Below are 16,273 nucleotides of genomic sequence, written 5' to 3' on the forward strand. Positions count from 1 at the left end.
TTATCTATATTTTTTATATTTACACTATTTGCCCAAATTTTTTAATAACTCATCAAGTTCTAATTGATTTAACTGTGCATCTGGGAAATCACTAGCTGTATATCCAAAACCATTTTCTGACTGGCAATGTTCTATTATTGACTTGATTGCTTGAATATAGCTTTGTGTCAATTTTTTTACTGTATCATAAGTATGAAAATTACTACTATAAGTCCAATCAATTTGTAATTCACCTTCTACCACCAGACTATTAATCTCTAATAGATGGTGACGAGTTTGCTTTGAACTATGATTATCTCCAGTAGATTCTGGCGCAAATTTCCAACCAGTTTCCGATTGTATTTGGTCAAATTGTCCTAGGTAGTTAAAACTAATTTCTGGAGTAGGAATTGTCTGTAGTTTTTGGGTTACAGTAGTATCTTCACACAAGTAACGCAATATACCAAAGCCAATACCACGATGGGGAATCTCTCGTAATTGTTCTTTAATTGACTTGATAACTTCTGCTGGTTTGTTATCGTCTGGTAATCGCAATAATACTGGGAATAAACTGGTAAACCAACCTATTGTTCTTGATAAGTCTACATCTGAAAATAGTTCTTCTCTGCCATGTCCTTCTAGGTCAATTAGTACTTTTGAATCTCCCGTCCACTCTGCCAAGGAAACTACTAATGCACTGAGGAGGATATCGTTAATTTGTGTGTTATAAGCTGAGTTTACTGACCCCAGCAAAGCGCGGGTTTCTTCTGGACTCAATTTCACTCTATAATTAATCGCACTATCAACTGTTTTTTCTGCTTGAGTGTGAGCAGAATCTAATGGTAGTGGTGTTGTTTCTGACCAAGGTTGGTTGAGCCAATAGTCTAACTCTTGTTTGATTTTTTCTGATTGTGCATAATTTTTCAATTTATCTGCCCAATCAATAAATGCTGTTGTTTTCGCACTTAGCTGTATTGATTGTTGAGCGATTAGTTGTTGATAGATTGTTTCTAAGTCTGATAGTAAAATTCGCCAACTCACACCATCTACTGCTAGGTGATGAATAATAATCAGTAAACGGGCATCAACTTCACTACCTAAGTTAAACATCACCACTTGCATTAAAGGTCCCTCTGAGAGGTTTAAACTTGCTTGATATTCCGTGGCGATCTGTGATAAAGCTTGTGGTTGTTCAATGACAGGAGTTGATGATAAATCAACTACAGTAAATGCTACGGGATCATCAAAGCCATGGTTTATTTGTTTGTACTCAGATGCAACTGATGTGAATCGTAAACGCAGAGCATCGTGATGCTCTAATAATTTTTTCAAGGCTGTTTCGATTAATTCAGTTTGCAGATGATTGGGAATCTGCAATAAAACTGATTGGTTGTAATGGTGTGCTTCTTGGCTATTTTGTGCAAAGAACCACTGTTGAATTGGTGTTAGGGGTGCAACTCCAGTAACTATACCTTGGTTAGCACTGACAGTAACTGTTGTATTGGCTACTAATGCTAGTTTGGCGATGGTTTGATTTTGGAATATTTGTTTGGGAGTGATTTGTATTCCTAAGTTTTTGGCACGAGAAACTACTTGAATACCAAGGATGGAGTCGCCACCAATTTCAAAGAAGTTGTCATGGATGCTGACTTGTTCTTTAAGGAGCAGTTCTTGCCAAATGTTGGTTAAGATTTGTTCTATTTCTGTGCGTGGTGCGACGTATTCATCTTCTCGGCTAACTTCCCCATCAGGTGCACTTAGGGCTTTGCGGTCTACTTTACCGTTGGGTGTCAACGGTAGGGTGTCTAAGATGACAAAGCTAGAGGGGAGCATATATTCTGGCAATTTAGACTTTAGGTAGGAGCGCAATTCATTGCTACTCAGTACCTTACGTTCAGGCTTTGACTTATTAATTGCGTAATCTTCTAGATTATTTTCAGCAAACAATCGTTGATAAAAAGGGTTTTGCTTAAACAATTGTTTCCAATGATATGAGATGTATTCAAACTCAATCTCTTTTCCAGTTTTTTTTAAAAGACGACCTCGAAGAGTATAATCTGGATTCAAATTATTTTCACAAAGCGTTCTCGTACAAACAGCTTCGATGATATCTCCTTCATTTACATAAATTCCTGGTTCAAACACTGGAAGATAAACTGGTAACCAGCAATGTTCATTTTCTAAAATATCTATACATTCTCCTTCAATTGTGTGTAAGTTTAATCCCACTGAAAAACCATCTAATCTTCCTGATTTTTCAATAGTTAATTTAATTTGGTGAGTAGATTCTGTGCTAACAAGCTTGCTAAAGTCTAAATCCTCAAAAACTCCTCGATTGGACAACCAGTTTACTTGATTTAATCCTTTAATACATACTCGTAAATCAAAAGGATATCCAACTTGCTCAAATATCTTCTGGGTATAATAACCTGAAACTTTTGTAAATTGAGGTTGATTTAGTAATTCATCAGGAAGAGTTACTGCAATAATTTGAGTCACACTTCTTTGGGGAATCATTACACCATCTGATTTGAGAAATCTTCTGGCGTTGTTGATAATTACTGCTGCTCCTTCAGATCCACCAATGGGTCCCACAATTTCAGAAACACATACATCAACTTCTTCTGGTAAGTTGGCTGTAGTAGCGTCTCCATGTATGATTTGAATTTGTTCTGATAACCCCAACTCTTGCACGCAAGCTGAAGCTAACTTACTGGTTTGCTCGTCTCTCTCAATTGCGTAGACTTTCTTAGCACCTGCTTCTGCACAAAATCTGGCTATAATTGCATCCTTGCCCGTGCCAATTTCAACAACTACTTTATCTTTAACCATTTGATTAATTGCGACTTGGTAACTCTGGTTTCGACGATGATCATTGGTCATCGCATAGTACAAGAGCTCATCATAAACGTAGAATTCTGCTACTGAGGGCCAAAGTTCAATTCCTGTCTGGGGCTGGGGATCTTTTTCTTTTGACTGAAAAGGAACTAAATATGCTACCAACCGTTTGTGACCCGGAGTATCTTCCCTTTCGGTGACTGCGACTTGCTGTACTTGAGGATGGGTACTCAGAACTGATTCTATTTCTCCTAGTTCTATGCGGAAACCACGTATTTTCACCTGGTTATCAAGACGACCAAGAAACTCAATATTACCATCTGGTAAGTATCGAGCTAAATCTCCAGTTTTATATAGTTTTGATCTGCTATTGAAGGGGTTAGGGATAAATTTCTCTAAAGTTAATTCCGGTCGGTTGAGGTAACCTCTGGCTAAGCCATAACCTCCGATGTATAATTCTCCGGATACACTTATGGGTACTGGTTCTAAGTACTTATCTAAGATATAGATTTGGGTGTTTGCAATGGGGCGACCGATAGTAACTTTCTCGCTACCATGGCTAATTTGAGCCACTGCAGCACCAATAGTAGACTCAGTAGGTCCATAACCATTAAACAAACGACGACCAACAGACCACTGATTGGCCAATTCTAAATTACAAGCTTCCCCTGCCACAATTATCTGACCCAAGGATGGATATTCATCAGTAGCTAGTACTGCCAGGGCAGAGGGAGGTAGCGTAACATGAGTTACACATCTTTCTTGTAAAATTCGCTTTAAATCCGAACCGGGGATTAACTCAGAAGCTATAGCCAAAATTAGCATTGCTCCAGAAGTCAAAGCGATAAATATTTCCGAAACTGAAGCATCAAAACTTATAGAAGCAAATTGAAGAACACGACTATTTGGTTCTAGATAAAATAAATTTTTCTGTGCTTGAATAAGGTTGCACAAAGAAAAATGTTCAATCCCAACCCCCTTGGGAACTCCAGTAGAACCAGAAGTATAAATCACATAAGCCAAATTATCTGAACATACCCCAACATCAAGATTCTCCTGACTGTGTTGCTCAATCACTTCCCAATCACTATCCAAACAAACCACCTGTGCAGTATGTGACGGCAAAGATTCCAGTAGGGACTTTTGAGCCAACAACACCTCAACACCTGAATCCGCCAACATATAACTCAACCGTTCTTGGGGATAATTGGGGTCAAGGGGTACATAAGCCCCACCAGCCTTGAGTATCCCCAAGAGTCCTACCACCATTTCAAAAGAACGCTCCACGTAAATCCCTACCAGCACCTCTGGTTCGACTCGCAAGGAAAGCAGGTGATGTGCTAGTTGGTTGGCTTTTTGATTTAATTGTTGGTAGGTTAACTGCTGATTCTCAAATACCACCGCGACTGCATCCGGTGTTCTCTCTACCTGCTCCTCAAACAATTGATGGATACATTTACTGGGATATTCCTTTGCTGTATCATTCCACTCCACCAACAACTGATGCCGTTCTACTTCACTCAATAGGGGTGATTCACTTACCTTTTGTTGAGGATTTTCCACAATCGCTGACAATAAATTCTGGAAATGACCAGCCATGCGCTCAATGGTTGACTCATCAAACAAGTCAGTGTTGTACTTAAAAACCCCAAAAACAGATGAACTCCCCTCCACCATTTCTAAACCTAAATCTAACTGACCTTCCTGTTGAGGTATTTCATAAGGTTTTATCTTCAATTCTCCCCAATCAACATAGGTTTCTATTTGATTTACAAACAACTTCTGTATATCTTGAGATTTTTGGAACTGCAGTAGAGAAAAAGAAGCCTGAAAAATCGGCGAACGACTGGGGTCGCGGTGTGGCTGTAGCTTTTCTACCAATAGAGCAAATGGGTAATCTTGATGAGCAAGTGCTTCCAATACGGTTTGGCGCACTTGGGCGAGGAAATCTTTGAAACTGGGATTTCCCGATAAATTTGCTCGCATAACAACAGGATCAACAAAGTAGCCCAAGATCGAAGCAAACTTAGCTTGACTCCTACCTGAGGTGGGAGAACCGACTAAAATATCCTCCTGGCCTGTGTAACGATACAAAAACACCTGAAAAGTTGCTAAGAGCATCATGTAAAGTGTTGCTCCCGAGTTTAAAGCCAGCTCCTTGAGTTGCTTAGTGAGCTTGTCAGATAACTTGAAGTGATGGGAAGCACCATTATAAGTTTTTATCGGTGGTCGCTGTCTTGAGGTTGCTAGGTTTAGTGCTGGCAAATCGCCTGTCAGTTTTTGCTGCCAGTAGTTCCAGAGTCTTTCCCCTTCAGTCTCCTGCAAAATATTCCTCTGCCAACGAACGTAATCTTGGTAAGAATGCTTTAGAGGAGAAAGGGATGTCTTAAAATCAGCCCATTGTACTTGGTAGAGTTGTGGCAACTCCTGTATTAACATATCTAAAGACCAGGCATCGCAAGCAATGTGGTGTATGGTCAGCAACAGGACATGTTCTTTCTTGGAACGAGTAAACCACCGAACTCGCATAACAGGTCCTCGTTCGAGGTCAAAATATTGTTGATGGCTCTCAATCACTTTCCCTTTCAGTTCATCTTCACTCCAAGCAGAAGCATCAATTTGCAAGAAATTTAATTCCTGAAAATTATTTACCTGTTGGATTGAATCAGATCCGAGTTTGGGATAATTTGTACGCAATATAGGATGCCGTTCTATTAGTTTCTCAAATGCCTTTTGCATTGCTGTAATATCTACTGTTGAGCAAATACGAGCGACAAATGATACGTTATAAGCATGACTTTCTGGTGCTAATTGCCACAAAAACCAAAGTGCCCGTTGACCGTAAGAAAGGGGATAGACGTTTAAAATATCTGGGCGATCGCGCAGCAATTGTAAGATTTCGGTTTTGTATTGTTTCAGTTGAGCTAATACTAAAGCAGTTGATTCTTCTTGAGGAGCATCGTAACAAAGCCGTTCGCCCTCACTCCACACTTGCCAACCTTTTATTGAAATATCTTGTAAAAATTCGATTAAATTCATAATTCACCTCTTATCCGCTCGTTTTCTTTCCCATTGCTTTGGTAGAGTTGCCCATTATTTTCTGACTCAACTCCTTGATTCTGAGCAACTTGGCTCAGTTGCTCATTCACTTCAGTTGCTAAATCAACGATACTGATATCTTCTATAAATTTGACTATAGATATATCCACGAGCAAGTCAGTTTGAAGCCTATTGTGCAATTCCACAGCCATTAGAGAATCAAGTCCCATAGTGTTCAGGGGCTGTTGCATATCAATTTGAGAAGTGCTCAAAGAAAGTACTTGAGAAATTTCATCTTTAATGTAAATTATCAAAAGCTTTTCTCTTTCTCTTGGTAAAGCAGCTTTTAGCTGTTCTAAAAAATTATTGTGCTTTGTCTTTGTTTTGAGGGCTTTTTGCTGAGATTTGCTTTCTTTTACCAATTGGGACAGCAATGGTATTTGATTACCAAAACTAAATTGCTCTTGGAACACTGACCATTGAATTGGTAGGACTCCTACTTGTGGTATGGATTGTTCGAGTAATTGTCCTAGAACCTGCAATCCCTGTTCTGAAGACAAAAAAGTCATTCCCTTGGACACCATTCTACCTTGATGAGGACTATCCAAATTTGCTGCCATTCCCTCTTGTGCCCATGGCCCCCAGTTAATGCTCAAGCCAGGTAAACCCATACCCCGTCGATGATGGGCTAAACCATCCATGAAAGCATTAGCAGCAGCATAATTCCCTTGACCAGGCGAACCCAATATTGAAGCCATAGAGGAAAAACAAACAAAAAAGTCCAAAGGTAGATTCTGAGTCAAATTATGCAAATGCCAAGCCCCTTGTACTTTTGGTGCCATCACCCGTGTAAATTTTTCCCAATTCATGTTTAACAACAAACCATCATCCAATATCCCAGCAGCATGAATTATTCCTCGTAATGCTGGCAAAGATACTTTGATTGACTCTATAATTCTTGCCACATTTTCTTGTTGGGAAATATCTCCACACAGGACTAATACTTGCGCTCCTGCCTTCTGTAATTGTTCAATGGTTTGTTGAGCTTTTGCTGATGGCTGCCTACGTCCGGTAAGTACTAAATATTTGACCCCTTGTTGTACCATCCACTCAGCGGTTTTTAACCCCAGTGCTCCCAGACCTCCGGTAATTAAGTAACTGGCTTCGGCTTGGATTAGGTTGTCTAAAGACTTATATTCTGATAGCTTCAGTTGAAATGGTTGTTGCGAGGAAATTTGTAATCCGGACTGTGTAGATGTACTCATTTTTTGTTGCCGCTCTAACCGGGCAACGTGACGTACCCCTTGACAGTAAGCAATTTGGTTTTCATCACCAGGAGATAATAGTTCCTCTAACAAAGCAGCTACTGTTTGGGAATCTTCCATAGTTGGATCTAAGTCTAAACACCTGCATTGTAATTCCCTATGTTCCTGGGCAATTACTCGACCTAACCCCCATAAAGGTGTTTGTTGGAATTGTATAGGAAGGGACTCATTACCCACAGATTGTGAGCCTTGAGTCACTAACCATAATGGGGCACTTTCCATATCTTGATTTTTTACTAAGGCTTGGACTAAATGAAGTACACTGCCACAGCCCAGTTCTTGGGATTTTTGCAACTCCTGTGCCCCAGTCCTTAGTGCTATTGTTGAGTCCAAACTCCACAGGTGAATAATTCCTCGTAATGGGGGTTGCTGCTCCAAGCTTGATTGTAATAGGTGCAGGAATTCCTCAGGATGGTTGGGGTTGATTTGATAATGTTGAGATTCTAACTGCTGGTAATTTTCCCCTGGTGTTACTAATATACAATGCCAACCTTGTTGTTCTAAGGATTCTACTAGATCTTTGCCTATACCTGTGGGTGGGGAAAACAGTAACCAGCTACCTGATTTTGTTAAGTCAATTGATTGGTTATGGGGTGAAATTGATTGGGTTTGCCAATGGATTTGATATAACCAATTATTAAATTTTGGTTCAATATTACGCAACAAAGCCTCGTGAGAAGTACGTAATAAAGTTAAACCTTCAACTCTTGCTACTACTATTCCTTGTTCATCCAATAAACAAACTTTACCGCTCAAAGTTTGTTTATTAGTTTCTGTTGCATCTATCTCTACTTGAGTCCACAAACTATTACTACCACTCCGATAAATTTGTAGTCGTTTTATTTCCAATGGCAAATAAGTTTCTTGGTTGTCCGTTTTACCCATAACTGCTGCTAACACCTGGAAGCTAGCATCTAAAAGAATTGGGTGCAGTTGGTATAAAGTTGCAACATTCACCTCAGTTTCTGGTAACTGAATTTCACCTAGTGCTTTTCCTTCACTGTGCCACAGTTGTTTAACGGCTTGGAAAGAAGAACCGTAATTAAGACCCCATTCTTCAAATTTTTGGTAGAATTCAGTAGGTAATATCTGTTGGTTACACTCGTCTTTAATCGCTTTTAAGTTTGTTGTTTCTAATTGAGGGTCTTTATTACCTAGTAATATTTTTCCTTCAATATGTAGAATCCATTTAGGTTCTGAAGAATTAGTGTTTATATCCAAACTGAAAATTTGGAATTTATAGCTTTGTACTAACTGTAAGTTTAAAACTATCTGAATTATTTTAATTTCATCTTTTGATAAGATTAATACTTTTTGGATTGCTATATCTTCTAGGATTAAATCATTTGAATTGAATAAAATTGAACCTGCTGCTAAGGCTATTTCCAAGTAAGCTGCTGCTGGGAAAACAGGTTGAGAAAAAACACAGTGGTGTTGCAGGTAAGTTGGTTGAGAAGCACTAATTTGACATTCAAAACGAATTTGCTGTTCTAAGGCTGCTAAATGTAATCTTTTACCGAGTAGAGGGTGAAGATTTTTATGATTTGATAAAAACTGTTTTTGATGTATTAGATTATTATTTGTCTCAATCCAATAACGTTGCCGTTGAAAGGGATAAGTCGGCAATACTACCTTGCTACGAGAATAATCTTTATCAAACCCTAACCAATCAACTTTAACTCCATGCACATATAGTTCAGCCAAGCTTTGTAGCATTTGCTGCCAGTCTTCTTGACCTGGTCTCAAAGAAGGCAACCAAACTCCCACATCTTCTGGCAAGCACTGTCTTCCCATGCCTAACAAAGTTGGTTTGGGTCCAATTTCTAAGAAGATGGAATAACCTTCTTGCTGTAATGTCTCCATACTTTGGGCAAATTTCACCGGTTGCCGGACATGATTTACCCAATAGCTTGCTGTGGCAATACTATTTTCTGCCCTAGCTCCCGTTACATTTGATACTAGTGGAATATTTGGTTGATTGTAGGTTATTTCTGATGCTACTGCTTCAAAGTCCGCCAACATTGGTTCCATCAAATGTGAATGGAATGCGTGGGATACTTGCAGTCGTTTTGTCTTAATGTCTTCTGCTTCTAAGCTATTTTGAACCGCTCCAATTGCTTCTGCCTCACCAGAAATGACAATGCTTTGGGGTCCGTTAATCGATGCGATCGCTACTTTTTGAGAGTATGGTGCAATTAGTTGATTTACCTTTTCAATTGAAGCCATTACAGATAACATTTCACCCCCAGAGGGTAACTGTTGCATTAGTCTTCCTCTATGAGCAATCAGTTTTAAGCCATCTTCTAAACTAAATATTCCTGCTACTGTGGCTGCCACATATTCCCCAACACTATGCCCCATCACCACATCCGGTTTTATTCCCCAGGATTCCCATAGTTTATAAAGAGCATATTCTATTGCAAATAAAGCTACTTGGGTATAGGCGGTTTGAGCTAGGACATTTTCCTGTACTTGAGCGACATCAAGTATTTCTAATAAAGGTTTGTCTAAGTAGTTTTCTAATATTTGGGCACATTGATCCACAAATTGTTTGAAGGTCGGTTGGGTTTGGTAAAGCTGGCGACCCATACCCACATATTGAGACCCTTGACCAGTGAAAAGCATTGCAACTTTGGTCAACTGACTACTACTGACTTGTCCAGTTACCAAATCCATCCTTTCTGAATCTGTACCAAAGTTACCCAGCTTTTGTTGCAACTCTTTTCGATTGCTCGCGACCACCGCCAGACGATGCTTGTGAGCCAACCTACTACTATTGGCAGTAAAGCAGATATCCCTTAAGTCCTGCTCTAGGTGCGTTTTTAAATGGTCACTATAGCGTTGGGCTAGCTGTGCCAAAGCCAAGTCATTTTTGGCTGACAACTGCAACAGATGTAGTGGACGCTCATACTCTACTGTAGAACTGGCAATGGCAGCAGGGGTTTCCGATAGCACCACATGGGCATTAGTACCCGTAAACCCAAAAGAACTTACCCCCGCCAACCTACCTTTCGGCCCAACCCAAGGGGTCAAAGCTTGAGGTACCTGTAACCAAGGTTGCCAGTCAATCTTGGGGTTAGGCTCTTGCAGATGTAAATTGGCAGGTATTTGCTGATGCTGTAGAGATAGTACTACCTTAATTAGTCCCGATACCCCCGCTGCCGACTCCAAATGCCCAATATTTGTCTTTACTGTACCTATCCACAAGGGCTGACTTGGTGAACGTTGGAGCCCTAGTACTGCTGCTGCTGCATTTACCTCTATGGGATCTCCCAAAGATGTACCCGTACCATGGGCTTCTAAGTAGCTAATATCTGCCGGTTCTACCCGAGCTTGTTTGAGTGCTTGTAAAATCAATTTTTGTTGGGACTGGCCATTAGGCACTGTTAAGCCACTACTGGGTCCATCTTGGTTCACCGCACTGCCCAGAATCAAGGCTAAAATTGGGTCACCGTCTGCTTGGGCTTGACTCAAAGACTTGAGCACCACCATACCACAGCCTTCTCCCCGACCATAACCATCCGCTGATATATCAAAGGTTTTGCACAATCCGTCTGGGGAAATCATTCCGGCTCGGGAAGTAAAAATATAGCTACTAGGAGTTAGATGGAGTTTCACTCCCCCAGCAATTGCCATCTGACATTCTCCCAGGCGTATGCTGTTGCAAGCTTGATGAATCGCCACTAAGGAAGAAGAACAGGCGGTATCAATGGTTACTGTTGGTCCCGTGAACCCAAAAGTATAAGCCAAACGTCCTGACGCACTGGAAGGACTGTTACCAGTGCATGTATAGGTGCCAAAGGTACTGTTGGGATCTTGCTCTAAATGCTTTTGCATCAGTTGTTCGTAGTCATGTCCATCGTTACCCACAAATACCCCAACGGGTTCGGATGATAGACGTTCCACCTTTTGTCCGGCTCGCTCTAAGGCTTGCCAACTTACTTCCAGTAGCAACCGATGTTGGGGATCCATGGCTGTTGCTTCCCTCGGAGAGATGCCAAAAAATTCTGGGTCAAATTGATCTACTCCACTAATAAAGTGACCGTAACGGGTGACCATTTTACCTGCGGCTTCTCGGTCTGGGTCATAGTAGCTATTGACGTCCCATCGCTGTGCTGGAATTTCTTCACGGGCACTAGTACCTGAATGCAATAATTCCCAGAATTTTTCTGGGGTGTTTGCTCCACCAGGTAAGGAACATCCCATACCTATAATCGCTATGGGTTCATGTTCTGCAGCTTTTACTTTTTGTTCTGGCTGCTGACCATCATTCGAGGTACTCAGGTCTAGTATTTGAGAGCTTATATACTTAGTTAGTTGTTCAATGTTGGGAAAGTCAAAGCTTAGGGTTGAGGGTAATGTCACCTTTAGTAATTGGGTGATGCGGTTACGTAATTCCACTGCCATTAATGAGTCCATACCCAAGTCAAAGAATCCTTGCTCAAAACCAGGTAGTTGGGAATCATTGAGCGCCAATACTTTAGCTACTTCACTCTGAATTTCAGTTCTCAATACATGGTAGCGCTCTTTACAAGGCAAAGATTCCAATCGTTTTAAAAGCTCATTTTGCTTTGTCTTTGTTCTAAAGGCTTTTTGTTGTGATTCGGTTTCTCCTAGCAATTCCAAAAGTAATGGTATTTGATTACCAAAACTAAATTTCTCTTGGAACACTGACCATTGAACCGATAAAACTCCTACCTGTGGTAAGGACTGTTCGAGTAGTTGTCCTAGAACCTGCAATCCCTGCTCTGGAGTCAAAGGAGTGATTCCAGAGGCAACCATTCGATCTCTATTACGATTATCTAAGCTTGCTGCCATTCCTGCTTGTGCCCAAGGTCCCCAGTTAATACTTAAACCTGGTAAACCCATTCCCCGTCGATGATGGGCTAAAGCATCCATAAAAGCATTAGCTGCGGCATAATTTCCTTGACCGGGTGAACCTACCAATGAAGCCATCGAGGAGAAACAAACAAAAAAGTCCAAAGCTTTATTCTGAGTTAAATTATGAAGATGCCAAGCCCCTTGTACTTTCGGTGCCATCACCTGTGTAAATTGTTCCCAACTCATAGAGTGGAGCAAGGCATCATCTAATACCCCAGCAGCATTAATTACACCTTTTAGGGTCGGTAAAGATGCTTCAATTTCTGAAAAAATTGTAGTCGCATCAACTTCATCGGAGATATCCCCACATAAGACTAATATTTGTGCCCCTAGCTTTTGCAGTTCTTCAATGATTTGTTGAGCTTCAAGGTTAGGCTGCTTACGTCCGGTGAGTACTAAATGCCTTGCTCCTTGTTGAACCATCCACCGCGCTGTGTGTAATCCTAAAGCTCCCAATCCTCCTGTTATTAAATATGTCGCATTATCCTTGAGTGACACAGAATCATATGGTTTGAGAGATTGCTTGACTAAACGAGCAAAGTATAAATTATCTGCCCGTAAAGCTAGATGGTCTTCTAATTGGTTAGAATTTACTAGAAGTTGTAGTAGTGTGTATGCTTCTGATTCTGGAGAAATTGGGTCTAAATCTACCATTCCACCCCACAGTTGGGGATGCTCCAGAGATATTACTCGCCCCATTCCCCACAAGGGTGATGCAGCCACACAGACTGATTCGGTTTGGGATTTGACTAATTGAGCACCTCGAGTCACTAACCACAGTTTGGCTACACTTTTGGTTTTAGTTAGCACTTTCACTAGTTGTAGCACCGTGCCACATCCCCAAAGTTGTGCTTGTTTTAAAGTTGTGGTTGTTAAGTCTTGCGTTCCTTGAATATCTAAACTCCACAAATTAATCACATGGAGTAAGGGTAATTTACTATTTTCCTCGATAGCTTGAATTAGTTGTTCAAACTCTTGAGCCTCTGTGGGATTGAGTTGATAAGTACCTTCGTCTAGTTTTCGGTAGCAATCACTTCGATAAACTAAACTACATTCACAATGGTGCGATTGCAATTGCTGAACTAATTTTTCCCCTACTGCGGTGGTGTCTGCAAAAATTAACCAATGGCTAGGTTTAATGCTTGTCTTGGGTTGGGTATCAACTAAAGGTTTCCACTGTACTTGGTACAAGAAATCTTTGGTAGTTTCTGTAATTAGTTGTTTCTGGTGCTGTTTTACTAATACTTCCAGAAATTCTGGCAGGAAATTGACTTGTTCTGGAGAAAATTTACCAATTTTTTCTATTTGTTGAGCCAACTGTTGGATATTCCCATGGATTAGCAAATCGAAAATTGGAGTACTCTCTGTTTTACAAGAGGAATAAGCTGCTTTTTGGCTTTGACTTTCCGTGCTCTCGATCCAATAACGTTGCCGTTGAAAAGGATAAGTCGGCAATACTACCTTGCTACGAGAATAATCTTTATCAAACCCTAACCAATCAACTTTAACTCCATGCACATATAGTTCAGCCAAGCTTTGTAGCATTTGCTGCCAGTCTTCTTGACCTGGTCTCAAAGAAGGCAACCAAACTCCCACATCTTCTGGCAAGCACTGTCTTCCCATGCCTAACAAAGTTGGTTTGGGTCCAATTTCTAAGAAGATGGAATAACCTTCTTGCTGTAATGTCTCCATACTTTGGGCAAATTTCACCGGTTGCCGGACATGATTTACCCAATAGCTTGCTGTGGCAATACTATTTTCTGCCCTAGCTCCCGTTACATTTGATACTAGTGGAATATTTGGTTGATTGTAGGTTATTTCTGATGCTACTGCTTCAAAGTCCGCCAACATTGGTTCCATCAAATGTGAATGGAATGCGTGGGATACTTGCAGTCGTTTTGTCTTAATGTCTTCTGCTTCTAAGCTATTTTGAACCGCTCCAATTGCTTCTGCCTCACCAGAAATGACAATGCTTTGGGGTCCGTTAATCGATGCGATCGCTACTTTTTGAGAGTATGGTGCAATTAGTTGATTTACCTTTTCAATTGAAGCCATTACAGATAACATTTCACCCCCAGAGGGTAACTGTTGCATTAGTCTTCCTCTATGAGCAATCAGTTTTAAGCCATCTTCTAAACTAAATATTCCTGCTACTGTGGCTGCCACATATTCCCCAACACTATGCCCCATCACCACATCCGGTTTTATTCCCCAGGATTCCCATAGTTTATAAAGAGCATATTCTATTGCAAATAAAGCTACTTGGGTATAGGCGGTTTGGTCAATAATACTACTGTTTAATTTTTGATTATCTTCTGGGTAAATAATATCTAAAATCGATTTTTTTAAATATAGTTGTAGAATTTGTTCGCACTGCTCCAAGATTCTACGGAAGACAGGTTGTGTTTCATATAGTTGTCTTCCCATATTGATATATTGGGAACCCTGACCAGTGAATAAAAATACTATTTTTGCTAACTTTTTACTGTCAACTTGACCCCTCACCACTCCTAGAGTATCTTCCGGTTTTTTTTGAAAAACCTTTAATTTTTGGCGCAATTTCTCGGTTGATGGAGCTACTAAAGCAAGGCGATAGTCAAAATGGCTGCGACTTATATGAGCACTAAAGCATATATCAGCAATTGTTGCTGTATTATCACTACTTAAAAATTCTTCATAGTTTTGGATCATTTCTTGCAGTGCTTTTTCACATTTGGCAGATAAGGTTAGTATGTGCCAAGGATGCTCACCCAAATCAGAATCCTTAACCTGGGACTGTTGAGTCGGAGCTTCTTCTAAAATTACATGAGCATTAGTTCCACTAAACCCAAAAGAACTAACTCCAGCTATACGGCTTTTTCCATTTGTTGTCCAAGGGCTAATCTGCGTCGGAATTTTTACTGGTAATTCCGACCAATTAATATAAGGATTAGGCTGGTTAAAATGCAGTGATGGTACTATTTGTTGATTTTGCAGTTGTAGGACTATTTTGATCAAACCAGCAACTCCTGCTGCTGCCTCTAAGTGTCCAATGTTAGTTTTTACTGAGCCAACTATTAAAGGTTGCTCTTTAGAGTGGCTTGTGCCAAATACAGTCCCTAGGGCTCCAACTTCAATCGGATCTCCCAAGGATGTCCCTGTACCATGAGCTTCAAAATAACTAATATTTGCCGGTTCTACTCCCCCATTTTCCAAAGCTTGGCGAATTACTGCTTGTTGAGAAGGACCGTTAGGAACCGTTAAACCACTGGTGTGACCATCTTGGTTAATGGCGCTTCCCCGAATCACAGCCAAGATATTGTCTTTATCAGTTAATGCATCTGATAAACGTTTGAGTACAACAACACCGCATCCTTCACCACGAACAAAACCATCTGCACTAGCGTCAAAAGTCTTACATCGCCCATTAAAGGACAACATACGGGCTTTAGAAAAAGCTATACTTACCTCTGGAGAAATTATTCTATTCACTCCTCCTGCCAATGCTAAGTTAGATTCTCCTCTTCTTAAACTGGAGCAAGCTAAATGCACACTTACCAAAGAAGAGGAGCAGGCTGTGTCTACTGCTAAAGAAGGTCCGAGTAACCCTAAAATATAGGAAATTCGCCCCGATGCCGTACTATGAGCATTACCTGATACAACATAAGCATCAATTTGTTCTGAGTCTTGAGCAATTACGCGTTGGTAATAATCATTGCCACAAATGCCAGTAAAAACACTTGTTTGGCTTCCGTTAAGTTCAGTCGGATTTATTAGAGCATTCTCTATGGCTTCCCAAGTAACTTCTAATAGTAATCGCTGTTGAGGGTCTAAATGAATCGCTTCTCTAGGAGAAATACCGAACAAATTAGCATCAAACTGATCTAGAAGCTCAATGAATCCCCCATAAGGAGTATAAATTTTACCAGGAGATTCTGGGTTTGGGTCATAGTAATTATCAAGATTCCATCGATTTGGGGGTACTTGAGTGATGGCATCTACTCCGTTTTTTAAAACTTCCCAAAACCCTTTCGGAGTAGATGCACCTCCGGGGAAGCGGCAGCCCATTCCAATGATTGCTATTGGTTCAGTCTTGGCATATTCTAAAGCGTCCAGTTTGGATTGCATCCTCTCTAAGGCAAGTAGCGCTTGTTTAGTTGGCGATAGAGAGTCAGCTTGTTTTGAGTTAGAAGTATTACGCCTATTAATATTCATGTCCACGTAAAAATTTA

Annotated in this window: 2 protein-coding genes; both read right to left on the bottom strand. The window is 40.5% G+C overall.

All coding sequences use genetic code 11. The features are described 5' to 3' along the window. Window positions 1–24: 24 nt before the first annotated feature. Window positions 25–5,856 (bottom strand): amino acid adenylation domain-containing protein, encoded by a 5,832-nt coding sequence (locus ACWATR_RS31845; protein WP_460341765.1) that lies wholly within the window; start codon window positions 5,854–5,856, stop codon window positions 25–27. Further along, window positions 5,853–16,256 carry a type I polyketide synthase gene (locus ACWATR_RS31850; RefSeq protein ID WP_460341768.1) on the bottom strand — a complete coding sequence of 3,468 codons (10,404 nt, stop codon included), beginning with the start codon at window positions 16,254–16,256 and terminating at the stop codon, window positions 5,853–5,855. Before ACWATR_RS31850 ends, ACWATR_RS31845 begins: the two co-directional genes overlap by 4 nt. Window positions 16,257–16,273 lie beyond the last annotated feature (17 nt).

Source organism: Nostoc sp. UIC 10890 (assembly GCF_054786515.1).

Coding starts and splice junctions, on each gene's coding strand:
- ACWATR_RS31845 (WP_460341765.1), bottom strand. CDS start 5,856: ATGAATTTAATCGAATTTTTACAAGATATTTCAATAAAAGGTTGGCAA.
- ACWATR_RS31850 (WP_460341768.1), bottom strand. CDS start 16,256: ATGAATATTAATAGGCGTAATACTTCTAACTCAAAACAAGCTGACTCT.